Here is a 24,142-nt window from a genome sequence, read left to right as displayed (position 1 = left end):
AGAGAGTAGCGCAGTCGACTTCAAGCTTCACCGTCCATCCCCGGTTGCGCCTGCAACGGCAGGTGCAAGGTGATGCAGGTGCCGCGCCCGTCGATGCCGTCAGCCACGGAAATACGCCCGCCGTGCGCGCCGACCATGCCCTGACAGATCGCCAGCCCCAGCCCCGTGCCCTGCCCGCCGCGATCACCGCGCGCGGCGGTGTAGAACATGTCGAAAATCTTCGCTCGGTCCTCTTCAGGGATCCCCGGGCCTTCATCGCTGACCGAAAAGAAAATCTCCTGCTCATCGGCACCGGCGCGCAGTTGCAGGCGACCATGGCTGGGCGAAAATCGCGCGGCGTTCTCCAGCACGTTAACCAGCGCCTGCTCGATCAGCGCCGCGTGCACATAGAGCAACGGCAACTCGGCTGGCACCTCGGTGCTGACCTGCAGCGGCGCCAGCACGGCGCGCAGGCGATTGAGCGAACTGCCGACGATATCGGCCGGCGATACCCAGTCGCGCGCCAGCTTCAAGGCGCCGTGGCCGAGCCGAGTCATGTCGAGCAGGTTCTGGATGTAGCGGTCGAGGCGTTCGGCTTCATCGCGGGTGCCTTCGAGCAACTCGCGGCGATCCTCCAGCGGGATCGCTTCGCCGAGAGCCAACAGGCTGTCGATGCTGCCGCGCATGGCCGTCAGCGGCGTGCGCAAATCGTGGGACACCGAGGCCAGCAAGGCGCTGCGCAACTGTTCGGTTTCGCCGTGCAGACGCGCCGCTTCGAGGTCATCAGCCAATTGCGCGCGGGCCAGGGCTTGCGCCAGCGGCTGGCTCAGCGCAGTGAGCAAGCGCCGGCGCTGACCGCTCAAGCTCTGGCCTTCCTTGGCGCAAACACCGAGCAACGCCAGCGGCCCGTCCTCGACCGACAACGGCCACCACCACCAACGCCCCAGCGGCAAGGTACCGGTGCCCTTGCCCGCCGGTTGATCGTGTTGCCAGGCCCAATCGGCGGCGGCGCGTTCGGCCTCGGTGAATTGCAGCGGCCCGCCGGTTTCGACTTTCCAGCCGCCCTGCCCGTCGCGGTTGAGCAGGCACAATTGCACATCGCTCCAGCCTTCTAGGTGTTGCGCGGCAGCGCTGATCACGGCTTGGCGATCGGTCGCGGCGGTGAGTTTGCGCGACAGGTCGAGCAGTTCGCTGGTCTCTTCCTGCGTATCGCGCAAAGCCTGCAACTGCCGCCGCTGACGCGCCGCGAGGTTGCCGGTGAGCGCCGCCATCAACAGGAAGAACAGCAGCGTCAGCACGTCTTCTTCGCGCTGAATGCTGAAGGAGAAATTAGGTGGAATGAACAGAAAATCGTAGGTGAGAAACGACAGCGCCGCACAGGCCAGCGCCGGGCCGAGGCTGCTGCGCACCGCCACCAGCAACACCGCCGCGAGAAAAACCAGCGAGATGTTCGGCAGCGGCAACACACTCGACACCGCCCAAGCCAAGGCCGTGGCCAACAACGTCGCGACCAGCGCCAGCGCATAGTCGAACCACACCAGCGTGACTGAATTACGCGGGCGCGGTTGGTGCTGCTCGTGATCACTGTCGAGCACGTTGATTTCCAGACCGTGCGCCTGACGCAGCAGGCGCGCCGCCAGACCACCGCCGAACAGTCGACGGCGCAAGCGCGGCCGCGACTGGCCGACCAGCAACAGACTGGCGCGGCGCTCGGCGGCGTGTTGAATCAGAGTTTTCGCCACTTCGCCGGCACGCAACAGCACCACTTCGCCACCAAGGCGTTCGGCCAGTTGCTGGGCGCTTTGCAAACGCAACCGCGATTGCTCGTCACGGGCACTGCCGTTGTCGACATGCACCAGACTCCACGGCAGATGCCGGCGCTGGGCGACGCGGCTGGCGTGACGCACCAGCCGTTCGGCCTGCGCATCGCCATCGATGCCGACCAGCAAACGCCCGCGCACCGCCGGCGCGGCCTGGCCGAGTTGGCGATAGCCTTGGGCGAGATCGTTGTCGACCTGCGCGGCGGCGGTCTGCATTGCCAGTTCGCGCAGTGCGGTGAGATTGGTCTGGGTGAAAAAGGCGTCGATCGCAGCGCGGGCCTGTTCCGGCACGTAGACCTTGCCTTCGCGCAGACGCTCAAGCAATTCACGCGGCGGCAAGTCGATCAGCAGCAGCTCGAAGGCTTCCTGCAGGACCCAGTCCGGCAGGGTTTCGCGCACCTGCACGCCGGTGATGCCGCGCACCTGATCGTTGAGGCTTTCCAGGTGCTGGACGTTGACCGTGGTGAACACGTCGATGCCGGCGGCGAGCAGTTCCTGAATGTCTTGCCAGCGCTTGGCGTGACGGCTGCCGGGGGCGTTGCTGTGGGCCAGTTCATCGACCAGCACCAGTTTCGGCTTGGCCGCGAGAATGCCGTCGAGATCCATTTCTTCAAGCAGCACGCCACGGTATTCGCTGCGCACCAGTGGTTGCTGCGGCAGGCCACCGAGCAAGGCTTCGGTTTCGGCGCGGCCATGGGTTTCGACCACGCCGGCGAGGACCTTCACGCCCTGGCGCAGTTGCGTGTGGGCAGCCTGGAGCATGGCGTAGGTCTTGCCGACCCCAGGGGCGGCACCGAGGAAAACCTTGAGCCGGCCACGGCCATCGCGGGGCAGGTCTGCTAACAATGCGTCGGCGCGGCCGGAGTCGCTCATGCTTGATGTCTCTCTTCCTGATGATCGTTCCCACGCTCTGCGTGGGAATGCAGTCCGGGACGCTCTGCGTCCCATAAAAGCAGACGCAGAGCGTCTATTGATGCATTCCCACGCAGAGCGAGGGAACGATCAGTATCAACTGAGTTACAGGTTTTGCAGTGCCAGGTTCAGCTCCAGCACATTCACCACCGGCGGTCCTACCAGTGGCTGTTCGATGTGCTTATCGAGCAATTGCTGCAAGGTCGACACCGGCAGGTTGCGCGCCGCCGCGACACGCGCCAGTTGATAGGCAATTGCTGCCGGTGGCAAGTGCGGATCGAGGCCGCTGGCGGAGGTGGTCAGCAAGGCCAATGGCACCGGCCCCTGCCCAGCGACTTGTTGTTTTTGCGCGTCTTCGATTACGCGGGTCGCCAGGGACGGATTGCTTGGCGCGAGGTTGCTGGCGCCGCTGGCGACCGTGGCAAAAGCCCCGGCGGACGGCCGTGGGTGGAACCAGTTGTCGCCGCTGAAATCCTGGGCGATCAGCGACGAGCCGCGGACTTTGCCGTCGGCGTCGTGGATCAGGCTGCCGTTGGCCTGGTCGGGAAAGGCTACCTGGGCAATGCCGGTGACCGCGAGTGGATAGGCGACGCCAGTGATCAGGGTCATCAGCGCCAACAGGGTCAGGGCCGGGCGTATCATTGTGGACATTTCAAAATCCTCGAATTCGTTGGGCAAACTTTTGCGGGGTGTCAGGGAGATTTTTCCCCCTCACCCCAGCCCTCTCCCCCAAGGGGGTGAGGGGGAAAGGGAGCCGATCCTTGTGCTGTTCAAAACCCGAGTTAGGCTCGGAATTTCAGGTCGGCGAACCTCGCACAAACACCTCGGTCAGTCCCCTCTCCCCCCGGGAGAGGGTTAGGGTGAGGGGCTCTTTTCAGCCTCACACCAGATGCAACGCCGTAAGCAGCATGTCGATCACCTTGATCCCCACGAACGGCACGACAATCCCGCCGACGCCATAGATCAGCAGATTGCGCCGCAACAACGCCGCCGCACTCGCTGCTTGCACGCGCACACCGCGCAACGCCAATGGAATCAGCACAACGATGATCAAAGCGTTGAACACAATGGCCGAGAGAATCGCGCTCTGCGGACTGCTCAGATGCATGATGTTCAGCACGCCCAGTTGCGGGTAAATCGAGGCGAACAGCGCCGGCAGAATCGCGAAGTATTTGGCGATGTCGTTGGCGATGGAAAAGGTCGTCAGCGCGCCACGGGTCACCAGCAATTCCTTGCCGATCTGCACCACGTCGAGCAGCTTGGTCGGGTCGCTGTCGAGGTCGACCATGTTCGCCGCTTCGCGTGCCGCTTGCGTGCCATCGTTCATGGCCATGCCGACGTCGGCCTGGGCCAGCGCCGGGGCGTCGTTGGCGCCGTCGCCGCACATGGCAACCAGGCGACCGTCGTTCTGCTCGTGACGGATGCGCGCGAGTTTCTTCTCCGGCGTGGCTTCGGCGAGCACATCATCGACGCCGGCTTCAGCGGCGATCGCTGCTGCGGTCAGCGGGTTGTCGCCGGTGACCATCACCGTGCGAATCCCCAGTTTGCGCAACTCGGCAAAACGCTCACGGATGCCTGGTTTGACCACGTCCTTGAGATGGATCGCGCCAAGCAATTTGCCGTCAGCGCAGACCAGCAACGGCGTGCCGCCACTTTGGGCGATCTTGTCGATTTCCCGCGCCAGCGCCGGGGCCAGATCGGTGCGCTGCTGACCGAGAAACGCCAGCAGCGAATCCACCGCCCCTTTGCGATACACGCGGCCCTGATAATCGACGCCGGACAAGCGGGTTTCCGCGCTGAACGGCACGGCGGTCAGGGTTTCCGGGGCCGGCTCCGGTTGTGGATGCAGGCCACGGAGGAACTCGACGATCGACTTGCCTTCAGCGGTTTCGTCCGCCAGCGAGGCGAACAGCGCGCCTTCGGCCAGCTCACGGCCGGTCACTCCCGGCGCGGCATACACCGCGCTGCAACGACGGTTGCCGAAGGTGATGGTGCCGGTCTTGTCGAGCAACAGCACGTGCACGTCACCCGCCGCCTCCACCGCGCGACCGGATTTGGCGATCACATTCAGGCGCACCAGTCGATCCATCCCGGCGATACCGATGGCCGACAGCAGACCGCCGATGGTGGTCGGGATCAGCGTGACCAATAACGCCACGAGGAATACCAGCGGCAGGCTGCCGTTGGCGAAATGCGCGAATGGTTGCAGGGTGACGACCACCAGCAGAAAGATCAGGGTCAGGCCGATCAGCAGGATATCCAGCGCGACTTCGTTCGGGGTCTTCTGACGCTTGGCGCCTTCGACCAGGGCGATCATGCGGTCGAGGGTCGATTCACCAGGGTTGGTGGTGATCTTCACCAGCAGCCAGTCGGACACCAACCGCGTGTTGCCGGTGACGGCGGAGCGGTCGCCGCCAGACTCGCGGATCACCGGCGCCGATTCGCCAGTGATCGCCGCTTCGTTGACCGCCGCAATACCTTCGATGACTTCGCCGTCACCGGGGATCATTTCCCCGGCTTCGACTCGCACCACATCGCCCTTGCGCAGATTGGCAGCCGGCACGATCTTGAAGCTGCCATCGGCTTGGCGGCAACGGGCGCTGAGGCCTTCGCTGCCGGCCTTGAGGCTGTCGGCGCGAGCCTTGCCACGACCTTCGGCCAGGGCCTCGGCGAAGTTGGCGAACAGCACGGTGAACCACAGCCACAGGGCGATTTGCGCGGCGACGAAGGTCGGCACGTCGGCATCCGGAAGGAAGCACAGCACGGTGGTGAAAATCGCCGTCAGTTCGACCACCAGCATCACTGGCGAACGGGCCAGCTGCCGTGGGTCGAGCTTGACGAAGGCTTGCACCAGCGCCGGGCGCCACAGGGCCGAGATCGCGGTTTTGACTTGTTCCGGCGCTTTGACGGCGGCGGGTTTGATTGCAGGCATATTCATGATGGATTCCTTAGAAGCCCATACTTAAATGTTCGGCGACAGGACCGAGCGCCAGCGTCGGCAAGAACGTCAGGCCGCCCACCAGCAAAATGGTCACGGTCAACAGGGTCACGAACAGCGGGCCGTGGGTCGGGAAGCTGTTCTGGCCGACCGGTGCGCTTTTCTTCATCGCCAGGCTACCGGCCAGCGCCAGCACCGGCAGGATGTAGCCGAAACGGCCGATCAACATGCCCAGGCCGAGCATCAGGTTGTGGAACGGCGTGTTCGCGCCCAGGCCACCGAATGCCGAACCGTTGTTGGCGCTGGCCGAGGTGTAGGCGTAGAGCAACTGACTGAAACCGTGCGCGCCGGGGTTGCTGATGGTCGCCGCAGCGCTGGGAACCGTGGCGGCAATCGCACCGAGCACCAGTACGCCGACCGGCATCACCAGCAGCGTCACCACCAGCAATTGCACTTCGCGGGCCTGGAGTTTCTTGCCGAGGTATTCCGGCGTACGACCGATCATCAGCCCGGCGAGGAACACCGCGATCAGCACGTTGAGCAACATGCCGTAGAGCCCGGCGCCGACACCGCCGAAGATCACTTCGCCGACCATCATGTTGACCAGCGCGACCATGCCGCTGAGCGGGGTGAGGCTGTCGTGCATGCCGTTCACCGAGCCGTTCGACGCCGCCGTGGTAGTCACCGACCACAGCACCGTCGCGGTAGTACCGAAGCGCGCTTCCTTGCCTTCCAGCGGTGCGGTCTGCTCGACGGCGGCGTTGTTCAGGGTCGGATTCGGCTGATACTCGGCCCACAACGACGTCGCACCGCCGATCAGGAACAACGCCAGCATACAGGCGATGATCGCGCGGCTCTGGCGCAGGTCCTTGACGTAATGGCCGAAGGTGAACACCAGCGCCACCGGGATCAGAATGATCGAAGCGACTTCGAACAGGTTGCTCCACGCGGTCGGGTTCTCGAACGGATGCGCCGAGTTGACCCCGAAGAAACCGCCACCGTTGGTGCCCAGTTGCTTGATCGCAATCTGGCTGGCGGCCGGGCCGAGCGGGATCACCTGATCGACGCCTTGCAGGGTCACGGCATTTACATACTGAGCGAAAGTTTGCGGTACGCCCTGCCAGACCAGATACAGCGCCAGCAGCAGGCACAGCGGCAGCAAGCCATAGAGGGTGGCGCGGGTCATGTCGACCCAGAAGTTGCCGAGGGTCTGCGCCGACTTACGGCCGATGCCACGGCACAGCGCGACCAGCACGGCGAGGCCGGTGGCGGCGCTGACGAAGTTCTGCACGGTGAGACCGACCATCTGGCTCAGGTAGCTGAGGGTCGCTTCGCCGCTGTAGGACTGCCAGTTGGTGTTGGTCATGAAACTGACCGCGGTGTTGAACGCCTGGGTCCATTCCTGGCCGGGCAGGTTTTGCGGGTTCAGCGGCAGATGATCCTGGAACAGCAGAATCGCAAACAGCAACAAGAAGCCAGCGAGGTTGAACGCCAGCAGCGCCAGCGTGTATTTCTGCCAGCTCTGCTCCGCCTGCGCATCGACCCCGGCAAGACGATAGCAACCGCGCTCGACCGGGCCGAGAATCGGCGTCAGCCAGGTGCGCTGGCCCTCCATGACCTTGTAATAGAAGCGCCCAAGGAACGGCGCCGGCAGCAGGACCAGCGCAAAAAACCCGAGGATCAGCCAATAGTCATAACTGTGCATAGCCGCTCCTAGTTCCGGTCCGCGCGCAACAGCGCAACCAACAGATAAATGAACAGCCCCACTGCCAACAGCAGTGACACCCCGTCCAGAACGCTCATGGAAGATCTCCGTGTAACGGCGTATTGCCGTGTGTGGAGGGATTGTCGGGAAGGAGGCTGTAAAGGAACGAGAGCGAGGGCCGGCGTGGGTCATAAAGAAAGCGTAAAGAGTGGGTTTATGCGGGCTTTACAGCAGGTTTTTGCAGCGTCAGGTCGGACCTCATCGCGGGCAAGCCCGACTCCCACAGGTTATGCGGTGGAATCAAATTCAGCGGACGACGCAGAAACCTGTGGGAGCGGGCTTGCCCGCGAAGGCGGCATAACAGACTCCGCTGCTCCCAACTGGCGCACAAAAATCGCTCATCCAGCTGCGAACATCCCCGCTGCGACAGCTTTGAACTCATTACGACTTGTTTCACGGCGATGGCACGCCCACTGCACACGCCCTTCCCGAAGCTTTCCAATCCTTCAGGGAGCAAGCGCATGAACACACAACTCAAACCCACGCTGGGCACGTTGCACCTGTGGGGCATTGCCGTGGGGCTGGTGATTTCCGGGGAATATTTCGGCTGGAGTTACGGCTGGGGCGTGGCCGGTACGCTGGGTTTTCTGGTGACCTCATTCATGGTCGCGACCATGTACACCTGCTTCATCTTCAGTTTCACCGAACTGACCACCGCGATTCCCCATGCCGGCGGGCCGTTTGCCTACAGCCGCCGCGCGTTTGGCGAAAAAGGCGGATTGATCGCCGGACTGGCCACACTGATCGAATTCGTCTTCGCCCCGCCAGCGATTGCCTTGGCGATTGGCGCGTATCTCAATGTGCAATTTCCGGCGCTCGACCCTAAACACGCAGCGGTTGGCGCCTACATCGTGTTCATGGGCCTGAATATTCTCGGGGTGAAACTGGCCGCGACGTTCGAGCTGATCGTCTGCGTGCTGGCGGTGGCTGAGTTGCTGGTGTTCATGGGCGTGGTCGCGCCGGCGTTCAGCTTCAGCAACTTCGCCCTGAATGGCTGGGCCGGTTCCGACGTCTTCGGCGCGCCGGCGATTGCCGGGATGTTCGCAGCGATTCCGTTTGCGATCTGGTTCTTCCTCGCCATCGAAGGCGCCGCCATGGCTGCCGAAGAAGCCAAGGACCCGAAACGCACGATCCCGAAAGCCTATATCAGCGGCATCCTGACCTTGGTGCTGCTGGCAATGGGCGTGATGTTCTTCGCTGGCGGCGTCGGCGACTGGCGCACCTTGTCCAACATCAACGACCCACTGCCGCAGGCGATGAAAACCGTGGTCGGCGACAACTCTGGCTGGCTGCACATGCTGGTGTGGATCGGCCTGTTCGGCCTGGTCGCCAGTTTCCACGGCATCATCCTCGGTTACTCGCGACAGTTCTTCGCCCTCGCCCGCGCCGGTTACCTGCCCGCCTCATTGGCAAAACTGTCGCGCTTCCAGACCCCGCACCGCGCAATCATCGCTGGCGGCCTTATCGGCATCGCGGCGATCTACAGCGACGGTCTGATCAACCTCGGCGGCATGACACTCACCGCCGCGATGATCACCATGGCCGTGTTCGGCGCCATCGTGATGTACATCATGAGCATGCTCAGCCTGTTCAAACTGCGTAAATCAGAACCGAATCTGGAGCGTACTTTCCGCGCGCCGTGCTATCCGCTGGTTCCACTGATCGCGCTGGTGCTGGCGTTGGTTTGCCTGGTGGCGATGGCGTGGTTCAACACGCTGATCGGGCTGATTTTCCTCGGCTTCATGGCGGTGGGGTTCTGCTACTTCATGCTCACCGGGCAACTGCGCGCCGATGCACCAGCCGATGCGATGCTCACCGGCCTGTAACGACCCGTCTCCTGTAGGAGCTGACGAGTGAAACGAGGCTGCGATCTTTGCTCTTCAAGATCACAAGATCGCAGCCTTCGGCAGCTCCAACAGGGATTTCGGGTGTACCGGGTGCAAGCGGCCTAGAATGGAACCACCGCGAAGTCGTTTCGCTCAAAGGTGGTATGCAGCATCGCACGGCGAAGTCCTCGCCCGTCGAGCTGCCATTAAGGAGAGCCGTTATGCCCTGGTATGCCTGGTTGATTCTGGTCGTTGCGATCGGCTCGATTGTCGGCGGATTGATGATGTTGCGCGACACCGCCAACAAGGTCGAACTGACCGATGAAGAACGCAAGCGCGTCGCACAGCGCAATGCCGAAGCGGATGCCAAGGATGCACAAGACCGCTGATACGAGCCCCGCCGCAATGGCGGGGTTTGTTTTTTCAGCACGATCGGACTTACCCGCAGGCTGTTTAGATTTTAGAAGTACAGTCACCATTTAATCTTCCGTGGTTAAGATGGCAGCATCGTCGCGGAGAGCTCCACATGCGTTACTCGCCAGATCACAAAGCCCAGACCCATCAACGCATCATCAAGGAAGCTTCCGCGCGATTTCGCAAGGACGGTATCGGCGCCACCGGCCTGCAGCCTTTGATGAAAGCCCTGGGCTTGACCCATGGCGGTTTCTACTCGCACTTCAAATCCAAGGAAGAACTGGTCGAAAAAGCCCTGCAAGAGGCCGGCGAGCAAGTCGCGGGCCTGTGCGAAGAAATCTTCGCGCAGGAAAACCCTCTCCAAGTATTCATCGACACCTACCTGTCAGAGTGGCATCAGACCTCGCCCCACGAAGGCTGCCCACTGCTGACCATTTCCTCCGAGCTGGGCCTGCGCGGCCAACCAAGCCCCACCAGTGACGAAGTCCTCAATGCTCGCCTCGAACAAATTCAGGCCACGCTCGATGGCGAGAACAGCGCCGATCGCAGCATTGTCATCATGGCGACCCTGGCCGGCGCTCTTCTGCTGTCACGCAGCGTCGCGGATGCCGACTTCGCCCAGCGCATCCTCGACGTCACCCGCGAGCATCTCAAGCAATCGAGCGATTAACCTTCCCAGCGCTTGAACAACACGCTCGCATTGACCCCGCCAAAACCGAAGCCGTTGGACAATGCATATTCGATCGCCATCGACCGCGCCTCACCATGGACAATGTCCACCCCTTCGCTCGCTGGATCCGGGTTTTCAAAGTTGAGCGTTGGCGGCACTACCTGATCACGAATCGCCAGGAGCGTGAAAATCGCCTCCAGCCCGCCGGCCGCACCGAGCAAATGACCGGTAGCGGATTTGGTCGAAGTCACGGCGATCTTGTTCTGCGTGCCAAACAACGCCTTGATCGCCGCCAACTCGCCCAGGTCACCGACCGGCGTCGACGTCGCATGTGCGTTGAGATGCTGCACCCGCTCCGGCGTCACACCGCCCTGAGCCAGTGCCAATTGCATCGCCCGGCGAGCGCCACTGCCGTCTTCCGGACCGGCGGTCAGGTGGTAGGCGTCGGCGGTGGTGCCGTAACCGACCAGTTCGGCCAGCGGCTTCGCACCGCGTGCAAGCGCATGCTCCAACGACTCGATGACCAATAGACCGGCGCCCTCGCCCATCACGAAACCATCGCGCCCACTGTCGAAGGGACGCGAAGCTTTTTCCGGGTTGTCGTTGTAACCGCTGGACAGCGCCCGCGCCGCCGCGAAACCGGCGAGACTGACGCGATCGATCGAAGCTTCAGCACCGCCGCATACCGCGATGTCCGCCTCCCCCGCCCTGATCAACCGCGCCGCATCACCGATCGCCTGAACCCCGGCAGCACAGGCGGTAACCGGTGCGCCCAACGGCCCTTTGAGGCCATGCTGGATCGACACATGACCCGCCGCGAGATTGACCAGAAACGATGGAATGGTGAACGGCGACAAACGCCGGGGGCCACGGCTGTCGGTGGTACGCACGGCATCGGCAATCGCACCGAAACCACCGACACCCGAGCCGATGATTGTCGCAGTGCGCTCCTGGCTTTCAGTGTCCGCCGGATGCCAGCCGGCCTGCTCCAGGGCCTGCCGCGCCGCTTCCATGGCAAACATGATGAAGCGATCCATCTTCTTCTGTTCCTTGGGCGGCGTCGCACGATCCGGATCAAATCCGGCCTCGGCGTCTTCCTCCACCGTCGGCACACTGCCGCCGACCCGGGTCGGCAGATCAGCCACGACTGCATCGGGCAAGTTGCGCAACCCGGAACGACCGGCCAGCAAACGCTGCCAGACGATTTCAACATCACTGCCCAAGGGTGAAACCAGGCCCATGCCCGTGACGACGACTCGACGTTGGTTCATATCGTGGTTACCCCTTATCAATTCAAAATTCGACGTGCACCGGTGTGCTGCGATTCGGCTGCTGAATCAGTCCCGAGCGAAATTATTATAGGCATAATCAAGACGCAATATGATACCCGTAATTTTAAGCGCTCAGGCATCCACCCGATCGGCACCCAATAAAAAGGCCGGTCAATGACCGGCCTCTCGGCGTTGAACTGTCAGCTTAGTTCACTTCCAGCTTTTCACGATTGCGATCCAGAATCGCCTTGCCAATCCCCTTCACTTCCAGCAATTCATCCACCGACGCGAACGGCCCGTTTGTATCCCGATACGCAACAATCGCCTGCGCCTTCGCCTCCCCCACACCCGCCAACTCCTTCTGCAACGTGGCCGCATCCGCACCGTTGAGATCGACCTTCGCGCTTGCCGAGGGCGCAGCCGCATCCATCAGCAAAGGCGTCTTTGTTGTCTCGGCGGGCGCTACAGGGGCAGCAATCGCAGCAATCGAGGCGCTGGTGAGGAAAGCAAAAATCAGCGAGTAGAAATAACCGGTACGCATAAGTGACGCTCCATCATCGTTTTAGAAAGCAGCTTTTCCGAAGCTGCTCTCCAAACGTAGGTCATGATGAAGGGAAGTCAAAAATGCGAGCGTTACAGGATGTGAAACAATCAGGGCTCGAGGCGACGTTGCTGGTAGATCCAGTCAACGATTTCGCCATCGGGGGTGTAGCCAGAGACGGTTTCGCGCAGGAGTTGGCGGACGCGGGTGTAGTCGTCGGCTTCCACGGCTTTGAGCAGTTCATTCAAGCGGGCTTTCAGAACGTCCCAAGGAAGGTGATCCTCATTGGCGCTCATGATCATCGGATGCGACGTAGCTGCGACGTTGTCACCGATCAGCAACTCCTCGTACAGCTTCTCGCCTGGGCGCAAACCGGTGAACTCTATGGAGATGTCGCCTTGAGGATTGCGCTCCGAACGGATGCTTAAGCCCGAGAGATGGATCATCTTTTCTGCGAGTTCGACGATCCGCACCGGCTCGCCCATATCCAGCACGAAGACGTCTCCGCCCTGCCCCATGGAGCCAGCTTGGATGACCAACTGTGCGGCTTCGGGGATGGTCATGAAATAGCGGGTGATTTTTGGATGGGTGACGGTCAACGGCCCGCCGGCTTTGATCTGGCTATGGAACAGCGGGATGACAGAACCGGAAGAGCCGAGCACGTTGCCGAAACGGACCATGGTGAAACGGGTTTTGTTGACTCTGGAAACGTTGGCTTTGTCGCCGAACAAAACAGGGGCGATTTCACGGCTCAGGGCCTGAAGTGTCAATTCGGCAAGGCGCTTCGTGCTCCCCATAACGTTGGTCGGGCGGACCGCTTTGTCAGTGGAGATCAACACGAAATTAGCGACGCCGCACTGCAAAGCCGCCTGAGCGGTGTTGAGGGTGCCGATCACATTGTTCAGCACACCTTCGGCAATGTTGTGTTCGACCATGGGCACATGCTTGTAGGCGGCCGCATGATAAACCGTGTCGACCTTCCAGGTTTTCATCACATCGAGCAATTTATCCTGGTGGCGTATGGACCCGAGTATGGGAAGCAATCGAACCGGAGCCGACTCTCGAGAGCTGCGTTGCTCCAGCTCTGAAAGAATGTTGTAGAGATTGAATTCACTGTGTTCGAACAACAGAAGCGCGGTTGGCTCCAACGCAAAAATCTGCCGACACAACTCCGAACCGATCGAACCGCCGGCACCTGTGACCATGACAGTCTTGCCTTTGATACAACGCTCCAGAAGATCAGGCTGAGCTGGAACGGCATCGCGCCCCAGCAGGTCTGCAATATCGACTTCCTGAATATCTTCAACTTTGACTCGGCCACTCGCCAGATCGGAAAAATTCGGCACACTGCGAACGTGCAGTGGAAAGCCTTCAAGCAAGTTGAGAATTTCCCGGCGACGAGCACGAGTCGAGGATGGCAAAGCGAGAAGGATTTCCTGCGCCCCTGTGACGTCGATCATCTGCTGAATATGCTTGGGTTTATAAACCTGCAAGCCTGAGATCGAGCGATCGGAAATACCCGGGTCATCATCGATAAAGGCGACGGGGCGCATAACGCGCCCCATGCGTAGTGCGGCAACGAGTTGATTGCCTGCTACACCTGCGCCGTATATCGCAACTTTGGTCAGACCATCGTCACGGTTGGCAAAAGGAACATGCTGCGCGGCTGTAAACCAGTCCCCCATGAAGTATTGCCGCATACATAACCGCAACCCCCCAATGATGACCAGGCTCAACCACCAGTAATTGAAAATGATCGAGCGAGGCACAACCGCTTCGTGATTGCTGTACCAATAAACGACAACCGCCAGAATCAGCGAAGACAAACTGACAGCTTTGATAATTGCAATCAATGCGTCATTGCCAAAATAGCGCATGACGGCACGGTACATGCCGAAGCGAATGAACAATGGAATGGCCACAACAGGGGCGCAGACGAATAGCCAGAAGTGGACTTTGAAGGGGTTGTACATATCATCGATACCCAAGCGCACGATGAATGCCAACCACAGGGCCACCCAAACCAGAAAAATGTCTGTGCCAACCTGTATCAGTCGTTTGCGCCGCCGTGGTAGTCCAACGAGACGCTCTCTGACTTTATCCATTAACTCTTCAAGCACCTCAGTTTCCCTCTTTCAAATGCTGATCACCGTAATGAACCACCACAAGCCGGCATCATGACTCTAAACCTAGATGACAGAATTGTTTTCTTTTCCATCATCAGCGGTCTTTTCAAGCTCCCCAGCATGAAACCTGATCGCGAGAAAAACCAGCGGGATATAGGCTAAAAGTACACCCCATACGCCGCCCAGCCCAAACCGTGTAACACCTACCGCAATCGGCAACAGCCAGCATAGATTGATCAAGCCTGTTGCCAAGGTTACGGGCAAATGCCGGCCAAATTGCCTGGAAGCAAACTGATAGGCGTGGCTTCTGTGAGCCTCATACAGTTTGTCTCCTCTGAACAGGCGCCGGAACAACGTGAAGGAGGCATCCACGATAAACACACCGAGCAGTATGAGCCAGCCCCAAAATAGTGAAGGATCATGCCACGCTGCCTGCAGAGAAAGACCGCCCAGAACAACGCCAAGAAATCCGCTACCCGCATCACCCATGAAAATTTTTGCCGGCGGAAAATTCCAGCAGAGAAAGCCCATCACCGCCGCAGCCAACATCAATGGAGCCCAGATCAACGCTGCTGCATCGACAAGCCAATACAACACACACGCCCCAAGACAAACACAAACCGCCTCGACACCTGCGATACCATCGATGCCATCCATGAAGTTGTAAAGATTAAGTAGCCATACCAGATAAAACAGTGCCAGGAAATGACCAAAGATTCCCAGATCGACCTGCGCTCCGAGTACCTCCACCACGGGCATGCCGCCCATCCAGAACAACAGCCATCCCGCAGCCAGAAAATGCCCCAGCAGACGCCAGCGCGCCGCGATATGGCCGTGGTCATCCATGAAGCCAATCACTGCAACCAGACTTCCAGCGCCGGCAACAGCAAGAAAAGCGCTACCCGAAGTAATTTTGACGCCCCATAACACTACTTGCGCAAAAACAAATGCGATCACTATCGCTACGCCACCGCCACGAGGAGTAGGCACAGAGTGCGAACTGCGCGCATTCGGAATATCCATCAAACTGCGCGCCAATGCGTAACGGCGTAACGCCCAGGTGAGGGAGAAGGATAGGCAGAGAACGACGGAAAGGAACCATCCATAAGTCATGATTTGCGGGTTTCCAGAAAGTGCGTTGCGGTCAAAGCAAGACCCTTATCGAGACTGATGGGCGGGGTCCAACCCAGTAATTGTCGATTTTTACCGATATCGACCTGCAGAGAGCCGAAAAGCCGCTGAGATATAGACCGCCGTCCTACCAGTGCCAACAGCCGCTTCATCACCCATACCGGAACAGGCAAGAGATAACTGGGCTTACCCAACGCTTGGCCTAGCTTGCGCAACAGGTCACTTGTGGAAACATCTTCGCCATCGCTCGCCATAAAAGTTTGATTGGCAGCACCCGGATGGTCGGCACAGGTCACGATGAGATCCACAAGATTGCCTACTGACACCAGACTGCGGCTATTACGCACTGAGCCAAATGGCAACGGAACACCACGATCCAGCCATTGCATCATAGTGAGAAAATTAGCTTTCACCCCCGGACCGTAGACCAGAACCGGGCGAATAATCACCACTTCCATATCCGTAACCTGCGCCAGTCGCTTCAAGCCCTGCTCGGCTTCAAATTTGGAAATGCCATAAGCGTCAAGCGGTGCAGGCACATCATCAGCGTAAAAAGGAGCGCCTGGAGAAGTGCGCTCGCCGTTAACTTTCACCGAACTGACGAAGATAAACCGTTTAACTCCCGATGCCGCAGCCTGACGAGCGAGGTTCAAAGTCGCGTCGACATTGATTTCCCGGAAGGCAGCCAAGGGATCGACCGCGACTTCGTCCATGACGTGAACGCGCGCTGCCGCATGGACGACAACATCAACTTCTGTGAGGACGCGACTCCAATCGTTAGCCCCACTGAGACCTTCGAAGGGTATAACGTCCACACATGGAGCATGCTCATGAGTTCTAGTACGCATCGGCGCTACGACAGAACAATCCGACTCCAGTATTAGCCGATCTATGAGTGCTCCCCCCAGAAAACCATTACCGCCGGTAATCAGGAATGTCTTGGATCTCATGAAAGCACCTTGAGCTAAGAAATCAATGCTTGCCTGTCGGCAACAGCCCCGTTGAAGCGGCAAATGGATGCGTGGCTGCAGCAACCATGGAGATCACTTCGTCGAGGGATATGCGAGTGGCAGTCTATTGAATTACGCGATTCTTGGCCACTTCAAAGCAGCAGGAAAAGACAACTTGCGCCACGTCATAAAAACACACCCTGAAACCCGCCTTCATTGAGGCAAAATTCACTGCTGCATTTTGCGCGCCTTACAGACTGTTAACAAACCAAGTTCTTTGGCAAACTCACGCACACACTCTGCAACAAGCAATATTAAATGAAACAAACTTTGCTTGAGAAAAACTTGCACGCAAGTAGCCAGACAATGAAACGAAAAAAAATCGACTCTAATTATCCGCAAGCATCCGCCAGACAAGGCATTGTCCTGACAGCCCATTAACATGGGTTGCGAAAAGTTTTATAGCAACGAGCGATAAATATCAGCGTAGGATTGCGCCATCAAACTTGAGGAAAAAACCTCCTCAAACCGGCGTTCGGCGGCCAAGCCCATCCTGGCAGCTGTCGCAGGTTCGCTCCACAGCCTTGTCATAGCCTGTGCCAATGCAATGGAATCCCTGGGAGGGACGACCAATCCGGTTTCTTCGGCAATATTAATGTAGGTGGTGCCCGAGCCAATTTCACAAGAGATCATCGGTTTTCCATACATAGCCCCTTCGAGCAGGGAAATTCCGAAAGACTCCGATCTCAAATGCGACGGAAAGACAAAAGCGTAGCAAAGCGTCAGCAGCGCAGCCTTGTCTTCGTCAGGTAACAACCCCAGAAAATGCACGTTGGGCACACTCGCTTCCGCGGCTTGAGCCTTGAGTTCTGCCTCAAGATGCCCGCCTCCGAGAATGGCCACCGGTAACCCGGTCGCCCTGGCTGCCTCAAGCAAGTAATCCAGGCCCTTGTAATAACGCAGGGCACCTACAAAAAGAAAAAATCGCTCACCCAACCGGTCTCGCCAGAATGCCAGTTTCTCTGCAGAAGGGACGGGATAAGTCGAGCGATCCAGACCGTAAGGAACAACACGTACCTTATCTTCAAATCGTGTCAAAACCGGGCTGCTGGCCAGATAATTTGGCGACGACGCGACAATACAGTCGACACTGGACAAGAAGCGATTCATTAGTGGCTGATAAAGTTTGAGCAGCGTTTTTTGCTTGACGATATCGGAGTGATAGCTGACCACACTGGGCTTGCCGACTCGACTCGCAAAATGAACGAGATCCATGTAAGGCCACGGAAAATGGTAATGAACAATATCCGCTTCTCGAGCCAGCTCGATGAAATCCCTGAGCGCCGAAAACGAGAATCCCGTAGAAGCAACGTGAAGATCCAGTTTTGAGCGATGGGTCAGATGATGCGCAATCGGTTCATTGCGTGCAGCCCCTCGCTCACTGAGATAGAGCACCTGGGACTCGTACCCATGCTGCAAACCACCTTCGGCAATCTGAAAGATGACTTGTTCGATGCCCCCCATTGTCTCCGGGTAATAAGTCTTGAAGAAGTGCAGAACCTTGATCATCGCCCGTCGACCACCTTCTGATAAACCTCGAACGTTTCCTTTGCGCACCGCTCCCAGGAAAACTTCGCTGCGTGCAGCAATCCCTGTTCAATGGCACTGGCGCGCCACACCTCATCTTCAAGGCCCTGGCGCAAAAGTTCAGTCAACGCCAGCGTGTCCGTTGCTTCGCACATAAGTGCCGCATTACCGGCAACCTCTGGCAGGGAAGAACTGTTGGAGCAAACGACGGGAACGCCCGAACTCATAGCCTCCAGCACCGGTAAACCGAAACCCTCGTACAACGAAGGGAAGGTAAATAGCCGCGCACCGGCAAACAACAGAGGCAAGTCTTCACTGGGAACAAAACCGAGATAGTAGGCCCAGCCCTCGCGGTGTGCGCTTTCAAGCCGGTTATGAATATCCTCGTTTTGCCATCCATAGTAACCCGTCAACACGAGTGGCCAGCGCTTGCGCAGCTCCAGTGGCAGACGTGAATAAGCATTGAGCAAGGTATCAATATTCTTGCGCGGCTCGATGGTACCCACAAACAAGCTGTAGCCGCCCGCCTCAAGACCATGTCGCGACAGAGTCAACCGGAGGTCGTCCGCAGACCGAGGATGAAACTCGGCAGAACTGGCCAACGGCACAGTATGAATCCGCTCAATAGGCCAGGAAAAATAGTCGGACAACTCTTTACGCGTGTATTCAGAGTCCGTTATCAAAGCATCAGCCCTGACCAACGTCGTCTTGAGCTCCTTCTGCAAATAGCGCACAAGTTGCGGCGCATGACAGTGGGACCACGTAAAGGGAGAAAGATCGTGAAAGGTAGCAACGCTGCGTCCGGCAAACGGAGGCAGATAATAATTGGGGCTGTGGTAAAGAAATTCACCATGACCTTTAAGCGCTCGCTTCCTGAGCAATGGCATCAGCAAACGATAGGCCTCAACCGCCAGGAAATTCTTCTGAACGGCTCGCTTCAGACCATAACCGTTACCCGACGTATCGGAAGCAGCAGGCAACGACGGTAGAAATCGCCGACCTGCAAAAAACTGCAGGTCAGTAATTTCACAATTCTGCTGCAGTCGCAGCGCCAACTCATAGGTGTAGCGACCAATGCCGGTCAGTGGAAAACGGACCGGCTCAACAGAAAGAATTAACTTCATTTATCAGCCGTCAGCATCCAGCTCAGGGTTTCGCTTAGAGGCGCCGTTGCCCATCCGGGAACCAGATCCCGCAGCTTCGAGTTATCCCCGCACAAGGTTTTCACCTCGTTGGCGCGGACAAACGCTGGATTCACGTCGACTTCGATGTCATGCCCAGTCAGCGACTTGCACAACTCGATAACTTCTCGAAGTGAGTGCGTTTGTCCCGAACTGACATTCACGATCTGCCCCAAGGGTTTCGCGTCGATCAAACCACGATAAGCCTTGACCAAAGCCCGAACATCACTGAAGTCGCGCCAAACATCGAGGTTACCCAATTCAATCCTTGGCGCCTCGCGCAGGAAATGGGAGACGATTTTCGGCAACAGGAAGTTCTCGGCCTGCCCAACACCTGTGTAATTGAATGGCCGCGCGATAACTATGGGAAGACGATCCATCCAGAGCTTGGCCATGTACTCCATGGCCAGCTTACTAACGGCGTAATCGTTGGCAGGAGCCGGCACTGTAGCTTCCGACAACATGCCTCCCGATGCATTGCCATAGACATTGGCGCTGCTGGCGATCAAAACGCAATCCGGAGCCTTCCCGCTAGCGGCAACAGCATCCAGCAGATTACGCGTGCCTATCAAGTTGACTTGATAGAACGCATCCGCCGCACCATGTCCGACAAATGCCAGAGCTGCAAGGTGCACAACGACATCCGGCTGAATCTTTGCCAGCAACGTGCGTAGACCAATACCGTCAGCCAGATCGACTTGATGATAATTGTGATCGTCGGAGGGTTGACTGCCCATCCCGACAACTTCGTAGCCATGAGCTTGCAGCTCAGCCGCCATGTAGCGACCGGTAAATCCATGAATACCCGTAATCAGCGCACGTTTGCCAGCATTGATCATCAGAAAGAGAACCCTTGCTTGTTACGACGCAGGTCAGCCTCGACCATCATGCGGCAAAGCTCTTCAAGCGAAGTTTTCGGTTCCCAACCCAACACTTCTTTGGCCTTGGCCGGGTTGCCAATCAGCAACTCAACTTCGGTAGGACGGTAGAACTTCGGATTGATGGTAACCAGTACCTTGCCGGTAACAGCATCAGTGCCCTGTTCGGCTTCAGCAGTGCCCGACCAGGAAATAGTGATACCAGCGGCCTTGAACGCCATGGATACGAAATCACGGACGGTCTCGGTACGATTGGTCGCCAATACGAAGGTATCCGGTACATCGGCCTGCAGCATGCGCCACATCCCTTCTACGTACTCCTTGGCAAAACCCCAGTCACGTTTGGCATCGAGGTTGCCCAGCTCCATTTTATCGAGCAGACCGAGCTTGATCTTGGCCACGGAGTCAGTGATTTTGCGGGTTACGAACTCACGACCACGCAGAGGCGATTCGTGGTTGAACAAAATACCGCTGGTCGCAAAAATACCGTACGACTCACGGTAGTTGATGGTCATCCAGTGAGCGTAAAGCTTGGCGACGCCGTAAGGGCTGCGCGGATAGAAAGGCGTGCTCTCGACCTGCGGAATAGCCTGTACCTGACCAAACATTTCAGAAGTCGATGCCTGGTAGAAACGTACCTTAGGATTGACGATGCGGATCGCTTCCAGAAGGTTCACGGCACCAAGGCCAGTGATTTCGGCAGTAGTGATTGGCTGCTCGAACGACACGCCCACAAAGCTCTGCGCGGCGAGGTTATACACCTCGGTGGCTTCAGTGGTTTGCAGCAAACGGATGCTGGCAGAGAGATCTGTCAGATCATATTCGACCAAATGCAGGTTAGGGTTCTGCTGGATACCCAGCTCTTCGATACGCCAGAAATTGACAGAACTGGTACGACGGTAGGTACCGTAAACGGTGTACCCCTTCTCCAGCAGCAGTTCCGCCAGGTAGGCGCCGTCTTGACCGGTAATGCCAGTAACGATTGCTTTCATGCGAATCCTCTAAACTCCATTTGAACGTTGTTGATAACAAGAAAAAATCTAGCCTGGCAATGCGGATGAGGCCAAGACTGTGCATTTTTTTGCGGAACAGGAGAATAGTACCCCATGAACCGCCATTTGCCGCCCCCTGGGCGACTTTTTAGACGCTTGGATTAACCTGCCCGGGGATCCTGGCGAAAGTCATCGGCAAGCCTGCAAGCCAAATTTTTCGCGAGCTCGCGCAATTCAGGTACAGCTGTGGCTTCCCATAAATCGGCCTTGAGCATCGGCCCTATATAGGAAAGCCATGTTGAAACATTCCCGTCAGCATTTTTAACCGCCAGGCGTTCATCTACATGCAAACCCAAACCCAGTAAGTCTGGCTGGAGAAGTCCTTCATCGCGTAATTGGGTAATCAACCGATCATCGACATACCGTAAATTCGAATTGGGCCCGGTACAATTGATAACCTGCCCGACATCGACATATTCGGTCTGATCGCTACCCCGTCTCTGAAAGCTCACACGCACGCCCTCGCCTTCAGGGCTCATGTCCTTGATTCGCCCTGCCAAGGAAATGATTCGTCCGCTGCCCAGAGCCTCTAGAAAGCGCTCATGGGTCTCAGGGGCAACACGATGACGATGCACATCCCAGTAGGGTTGCAGGTGGCGCAGAAAACGGCGTCGCTCGATCTCCGGCAATCGAGCCCAAAGCGCTGGCGTTGCGGGACGCAAGGCTGCAATGAAATCCCTCCAGTCCCGTCCTTCAGCAGCACCCGCTTTAACAAGACTGCGAACTTCGCGAAGATAATTGCTCGCTGTAGGCTCCACGCCAAACAATCGCTCGCTGATTCCTGCATTCGACGCCAGTCCCTTACCATGAGGGCGATGAGCCAATGGCTGCAAGCCACGGCGCGACAGCATGTAGATTGGGCGTGAATTGCGCTGATCGATGTTGAGTGCTACATCCAGAGCGGTCAGCCCGGCACCTATAAGAAGGACGGGCTTGCCTGCATCGGGTAACAGACGTTCACGATCCCAAGGATCCTGCTGATAGCAGCCAGCGGAGATGGCAGGTGCAACACATTGAGGATTCAGTGGGGCAAAGTGTCCAAATGCGAGCACGACGTGATCTGCACGTAATTGCTCCCCATCTGCCAGTTCTACGATCACGCCCTTCTGACCAGACCTGAGGCTGCGCACCTCCGCCGCCAATCGCTGAAGCGAAGTGTCTTCTGCACGCTCCACGGCCGAATCCAGCAAGAAAGACAGGTAATCGCCGTAAAGCTTACGAGGCACAAATGATGAACCCGAAACGCTCCGATCGGTTTCCTGGCAAAACTTTTGAAAAGATTCAGGTTCATCTACCAAAGCTGTCATGTTGCCAACCGGAACATTGAGCAGATGCTGAGCACTATTTGTTCCATACGCCAGGCCACGAGCCATACCGCCTGAGCGGTTGATCAAAATAACTTGAGCGCCAGGCGGGCAATGCTTCAAAAACTGAATGGCCGTTACTGTCCCACTAAAACCTGCGCCGATAATGACGAGAGTCTTCATGCCACTACCCGCTGATTCAGACAGTCGAGAATTTTCGCCACGCAGGTTTCCAGATTCTCTTCCAGAGTATTGACACGAACATCGGGATTCAGCGGGCTTTCATAGGCCGAGTCGATTCCCGTGAAGTTCTTGATTACGCCGGAGCGAGCCTTCCCGTATAGGCCTTTTGGATCTCTGCGCTCACACTCTGACAAGGGAGTGTCAATAAAGACCTCGATAAATTTTTCATCGCCGATCACATCGCGAGCCAAGGCACGATCATGTTGAAATGGGGAGATGAATGCAGTGATCACGATCAGGCCGGCATCCATGAACAATTTGGCCAGCTCTGCAATTCGACGAATATTTTCCTCCCGGTCAGCATCACTGAACCCAAGGTCTTTACACAGACCCAGACGTACATTGTCGCCATCCAGCAAATAAGTATGTCGACCACGCTCGACCAGAGCCAGCTCCAGCGCGTTTGCGATGGTGGATTTGCCAGCGCCACTCAACCCGGTCAACCATAAAGTGATCGGCTTTTGCGACTTGACCAGCGCTCTCGTTGAAGCGTCGACAACAGACGCCTGGAAAACTAAATTTTTATTGGACACACCGGTACCTCGTATCACTGACATCTCAGATTATCATTGAATTCGCGTACTCACGACAGCGGCGTCGGAAGCGACCTTTCACCCCGCTCCAACCCACCGCCAAGATCTCCAAGACAATAGAGGATAACCCCGTCGTACCACTGATCGATTGAAAGGTGGGCGCCGAGCGTCACTCGAGACGACCCGGCGGGTAACATTTTGTAATGCACTCGCCGAATAAGGGAACTTACTTTAGCTGGCCAATTTCAACGCGCATCAATCAATTGACAAGCAAATCTTCTTGGTTCAGTTCGAGAAATGCATTCAATTCCGCCGGTGTACCTAATACATGGACGTCATTAACAGCAAGATCAGTTATAGAAATTTTCCGGCCTTCGGCAATTAGTTGTCGATAAAGTGGCGCAATGTAACGCTCGCCGCGAACAAGATTTTGGGAGTCAGCAAAGAAACGGTCATAGGCTTTCTCATAGTCTTCAGCTCGTGAAAACCAGTACAGACCGATTGATGCGAAATCCGAAATACGCTGCTTTTCAGCCAAATCGGTAGCCCACTGATCATCGCCCAATTTTACGAAACTCCAATGATCGCCCGGAACCTGGAAGCACGGAACCCATCCATCAGCACCCTCACGAATAGACTCCGGGAGCAAGGCGCGTGGATTAACGTACGTATCGATATTATAAATAAGCAGAGGATCCTCCGGCCGCCAGAATTCACGTGCCAGATACGCACTTGTCGCTTGGCCATCAGTTACCTGCCCAATCTCGATAACGTGCACATCACGAAGCCCCATTGCCTCGCTCTGCCTGCGAACGTAATCAGCCGAGTTATTTTCTTCAAGGCATACAAAGATCACACGGCAATCGGTTGTAAGAAAATTCCGTAAAGAAAGCATCGACCAATCGAACAGACTTTTGCCGTGCGCGGGGATTTCATACTTTGGTACCGTGTATCCAGCCTCATAGAAGCGCGATCCGCGGCCCGCCATAGTAATAACAATATTCACCGACATCTCAGACTC

The 24,142-nt window shown here is 57.6% G+C and carries 20 protein-coding genes; 3 read left to right on the top strand and 17 right to left on the bottom strand.

Going from position 1 to position 24,142, the window contains the following annotated elements; all coding sequences use genetic code 11:
- Positions 1-20 precede the first annotated feature (20 nt).
- The 5 genes from AAEZ10_RS10710 to kdpF form a co-directional block, all read right to left on the bottom strand.
- Positions 21-2,672, bottom strand: a complete 2,652-nt coding sequence (locus AAEZ10_RS10710; RefSeq protein ID WP_076563740.1) for a DUF4118 domain-containing protein — start codon at positions 2,670-2,672, stop codon at positions 21-23.
- 144 nt (positions 2,673-2,816) lie between these two features.
- Positions 2,817-3,362 carry a potassium-transporting ATPase subunit KdpC gene (kdpC, locus tag AAEZ10_RS10705; protein ID WP_350569123.1) on the bottom strand — a complete coding sequence of 182 codons (546 nt, stop codon included), beginning with the start codon at positions 3,360-3,362 and terminating at the stop codon, positions 2,817-2,819.
- A 229-nt stretch (positions 3,363-3,591) separates the two neighbouring features.
- Positions 3,592-5,649 carry a potassium-transporting ATPase subunit KdpB gene (gene kdpB / locus AAEZ10_RS10700; protein ID WP_350569121.1) on the bottom strand — a complete coding sequence of 686 codons (2,058 nt, stop codon included), beginning with the start codon at positions 5,647-5,649 and terminating at the stop codon, positions 3,592-3,594.
- Positions 5,650-5,659: 10 nt separating this feature from the next.
- Positions 5,660-7,354 (bottom strand): potassium-transporting ATPase subunit KdpA, encoded by a 1,695-nt coding sequence (kdpA, locus tag AAEZ10_RS10695; protein ID WP_350569119.1) that lies wholly within the window; start codon positions 7,352-7,354, stop codon positions 5,660-5,662.
- 8 nt (positions 7,355-7,362) lie between these two features.
- Positions 7,363-7,452, bottom strand: coding sequence for a K(+)-transporting ATPase subunit F (gene kdpF / locus AAEZ10_RS10690; protein WP_007899818.1), 90 nt, complete (start codon positions 7,450-7,452; stop codon positions 7,363-7,365).
- Positions 7,453-7,875: 423 nt separating this feature from the next.
- Here kdpF and eat point away from each other — a divergent pair, with 423 nt between their 5' ends.
- From eat to AAEZ10_RS10675, 3 genes are all read left to right on the top strand, one after another.
- Entirely contained in the window at positions 7,876-9,240 is a 1,365-nt protein-coding gene (gene eat / locus AAEZ10_RS10685) for an ethanolamine permease (protein ID WP_130929846.1), read from the top strand.
- A gap of 221 nt (positions 9,241-9,461) precedes the next feature.
- On the top strand, positions 9,462-9,629 hold the full coding sequence (locus AAEZ10_RS10680) for a DUF2897 family protein (protein ID WP_016770901.1): 168 nt from the start codon (positions 9,462-9,464) through the stop codon (positions 9,627-9,629).
- Positions 9,630-9,766: 137 nt separating this feature from the next.
- Positions 9,767-10,324 (top strand): TetR/AcrR family transcriptional regulator, encoded by a 558-nt coding sequence (locus AAEZ10_RS10675; RefSeq protein ID WP_243240981.1) that lies wholly within the window; start codon positions 9,767-9,769, stop codon positions 10,322-10,324.
- On the opposite strand, the gene fabF is transcribed toward AAEZ10_RS10675, so the two are convergent.
- The 12 genes from fabF to AAEZ10_RS10615 all read right to left on the bottom strand — a co-directional run bounded on the left by fabF (position 10,321) and on the right by AAEZ10_RS10615 (position 24,133).
- A complete protein-coding gene (fabF, locus tag AAEZ10_RS10670; RefSeq protein WP_350569113.1) occupies positions 10,321-11,595 on the bottom strand; it encodes a beta-ketoacyl-ACP synthase II in 1,275 nt (424 codons plus the stop codon). The two genes, AAEZ10_RS10675 and fabF, sit on opposite strands and share 4 nt — an antisense overlap.
- Before the next feature lie 205 nt (positions 11,596-11,800).
- On the bottom strand, positions 11,801-12,136 hold the full coding sequence (locus AAEZ10_RS10665) for a ComEA family DNA-binding protein (protein ID WP_252868060.1): 336 nt from the start codon (positions 12,134-12,136) through the stop codon (positions 11,801-11,803).
- 110 nt (positions 12,137-12,246) lie between these two features.
- Complete coding sequence (locus tag AAEZ10_RS10660; protein WP_122707296.1) at positions 12,247-14,241, bottom strand: polysaccharide biosynthesis protein; 1,995 nt, start codon at positions 14,239-14,241, stop codon at positions 12,247-12,249.
- A gap of 84 nt (positions 14,242-14,325) precedes the next feature.
- The gene (locus AAEZ10_RS10655) at positions 14,326-15,375 is read right to left on the bottom strand and encodes an MraY family glycosyltransferase (protein ID WP_350569111.1); all 1,050 of its coding nucleotides are present in this window, start codon (positions 15,373-15,375) and stop codon (positions 14,326-14,328) included.
- Positions 15,372-16,343 carry a UDP-glucose 4-epimerase family protein gene (locus AAEZ10_RS10650; RefSeq protein WP_350569109.1) on the bottom strand — a complete coding sequence of 324 codons (972 nt, stop codon included), beginning with the start codon at positions 16,341-16,343 and terminating at the stop codon, positions 15,372-15,374. Before AAEZ10_RS10650 ends, AAEZ10_RS10655 begins: the two co-directional genes overlap by 4 nt.
- A 459-nt stretch (positions 16,344-16,802) precedes the next feature.
- Complete coding sequence (locus AAEZ10_RS10645; RefSeq protein WP_122707302.1) at positions 16,803-17,912, bottom strand: glycosyltransferase family 4 protein; 1,110 nt, start codon at positions 17,910-17,912, stop codon at positions 16,803-16,805.
- Positions 17,909-19,054 (bottom strand): glycosyltransferase family 4 protein, encoded by a 1,146-nt coding sequence (locus tag AAEZ10_RS10640; protein ID WP_350569107.1) that lies wholly within the window; start codon positions 19,052-19,054, stop codon positions 17,909-17,911. The genes AAEZ10_RS10645 and AAEZ10_RS10640 overlap by 4 nt, the downstream gene beginning before the upstream one ends.
- Positions 19,051-19,950, bottom strand: a complete 900-nt coding sequence (locus tag AAEZ10_RS10635; protein ID WP_122707306.1) for a GDP-mannose 4,6-dehydratase — start codon at positions 19,948-19,950, stop codon at positions 19,051-19,053. The genes AAEZ10_RS10640 and AAEZ10_RS10635 overlap by 4 nt, the downstream gene beginning before the upstream one ends.
- The gene (gmd, locus tag AAEZ10_RS10630; protein ID WP_122707308.1) at positions 19,950-20,981 is read right to left on the bottom strand and encodes a GDP-mannose 4,6-dehydratase; all 1,032 of its coding nucleotides are present in this window, start codon (positions 20,979-20,981) and stop codon (positions 19,950-19,952) included. Before gmd ends, AAEZ10_RS10635 begins: the two co-directional genes overlap by 1 nt.
- 161 nt (positions 20,982-21,142) lie before the next feature.
- The gene (locus AAEZ10_RS10625; RefSeq protein ID WP_122707310.1) at positions 21,143-22,528 is read right to left on the bottom strand and encodes an FAD/NAD(P)-binding protein; all 1,386 of its coding nucleotides are present in this window, start codon (positions 22,526-22,528) and stop codon (positions 21,143-21,145) included.
- Positions 22,525-23,121: an adenylyl-sulfate kinase gene (gene cysC / locus AAEZ10_RS10620; protein WP_374046154.1), complete on the bottom strand. Its 597-nt coding sequence runs from the start codon at positions 23,119-23,121 to the stop codon at positions 22,525-22,527. Before cysC ends, AAEZ10_RS10625 begins: the two co-directional genes overlap by 4 nt.
- Before the next feature lie 259 nt (positions 23,122-23,380).
- Positions 23,381-24,133, bottom strand: a complete 753-nt coding sequence (locus tag AAEZ10_RS10615) for a glycosyltransferase family 2 protein (protein ID WP_122707314.1) — start codon at positions 24,131-24,133, stop codon at positions 23,381-23,383.
- Positions 24,134-24,142 lie beyond the last annotated feature (9 nt).

The sequence above is a fragment of the Pseudomonas sp. H26/SER47-MNA-CIBAN-0231 genome, from assembly GCF_040310465.1.
Classification (GTDB): Bacteria; Pseudomonadota; Gammaproteobacteria; order Pseudomonadales; family Pseudomonadaceae; genus Aquipseudomonas; species Aquipseudomonas atacamensis.
Note: the sequence above shows the minus strand (reverse complement) of the source record. Positions and strands in the feature narration are given on the sequence as shown.

What these genes read in the sequence shown, in the direction of transcription:
- fabF (WP_350569113.1), bottom strand. Translation starts at nt 11,595, where the DNA reads ATGAACCAACGTCGAGTCGTCGTCACGGGCATGGGCCTGGTTTCACCC.
- AAEZ10_RS10635 (WP_122707306.1), bottom strand. Translation starts at nt 19,950, where the DNA reads ATGATCAATGCTGGCAAACGTGCGCTGATTACGGGTATTCATGGATTT.
- AAEZ10_RS10655 (WP_350569111.1), bottom strand. Translation starts at nt 15,375, where the DNA reads ATGACTTATGGATGGTTCCTTTCCGTCGTTCTCTGCCTATCCTTCTCC.
- kdpB (WP_350569121.1), bottom strand. Translation starts at nt 5,649, where the DNA reads ATGAATATGCCTGCAATCAAACCCGCCGCCGTCAAAGCGCCGGAACAA.
- AAEZ10_RS10710 (WP_076563740.1), bottom strand. Translation starts at nt 2,672, where the DNA reads ATGAGCGACTCCGGCCGCGCCGACGCATTGTTAGCAGACCTGCCCCGC.
- AAEZ10_RS10675 (WP_243240981.1), top strand. Translation starts at nt 9,767, where the DNA reads ATGCGTTACTCGCCAGATCACAAAGCCCAGACCCATCAACGCATCATC.
- AAEZ10_RS10625 (WP_122707310.1), bottom strand. Translation starts at nt 22,528, where the DNA reads ATGAAGACTCTCGTCATTATCGGCGCAGGTTTTAGTGGGACAGTAACG.
- AAEZ10_RS10665 (WP_252868060.1), bottom strand. Translation starts at nt 12,136, where the DNA reads ATGCGTACCGGTTATTTCTACTCGCTGATTTTTGCTTTCCTCACCAGC.
- AAEZ10_RS10615 (WP_122707314.1), bottom strand. Translation starts at nt 24,133, where the DNA reads ATGTCGGTGAATATTGTTATTACTATGGCGGGCCGCGGATCGCGCTTC.
- AAEZ10_RS10680 (WP_016770901.1), top strand. Translation starts at nt 9,462, where the DNA reads ATGCCCTGGTATGCCTGGTTGATTCTGGTCGTTGCGATCGGCTCGATT.
- kdpF (WP_007899818.1), bottom strand. Translation starts at nt 7,452, where the DNA reads ATGAGCGTTCTGGACGGGGTGTCACTGCTGTTGGCAGTGGGGCTGTTC.
- gmd (WP_122707308.1), bottom strand. Translation starts at nt 20,981, where the DNA reads ATGAAAGCAATCGTTACTGGCATTACCGGTCAAGACGGCGCCTACCTG.
- AAEZ10_RS10640 (WP_350569107.1), bottom strand. Translation starts at nt 19,054, where the DNA reads ATGAAGTTAATTCTTTCTGTTGAGCCGGTCCGTTTTCCACTGACCGGC.
- kdpC (WP_350569123.1), bottom strand. Translation starts at nt 3,362, where the DNA reads ATGTCCACAATGATACGCCCGGCCCTGACCCTGTTGGCGCTGATGACC.
- eat (WP_130929846.1), top strand. Translation starts at nt 7,876, where the DNA reads ATGAACACACAACTCAAACCCACGCTGGGCACGTTGCACCTGTGGGGC.
- AAEZ10_RS10650 (WP_350569109.1), bottom strand. Translation starts at nt 16,343, where the DNA reads ATGAGATCCAAGACATTCCTGATTACCGGCGGTAATGGTTTTCTGGGG.
- AAEZ10_RS10660 (WP_122707296.1), bottom strand. Translation starts at nt 14,241, where the DNA reads ATGGATAAAGTCAGAGAGCGTCTCGTTGGACTACCACGGCGGCGCAAA.
- AAEZ10_RS10645 (WP_122707302.1), bottom strand. Translation starts at nt 17,912, where the DNA reads ATGATCAAGGTTCTGCACTTCTTCAAGACTTATTACCCGGAGACAATG.
- kdpA (WP_350569119.1), bottom strand. Translation starts at nt 7,354, where the DNA reads ATGCACAGTTATGACTATTGGCTGATCCTCGGGTTTTTTGCGCTGGTC.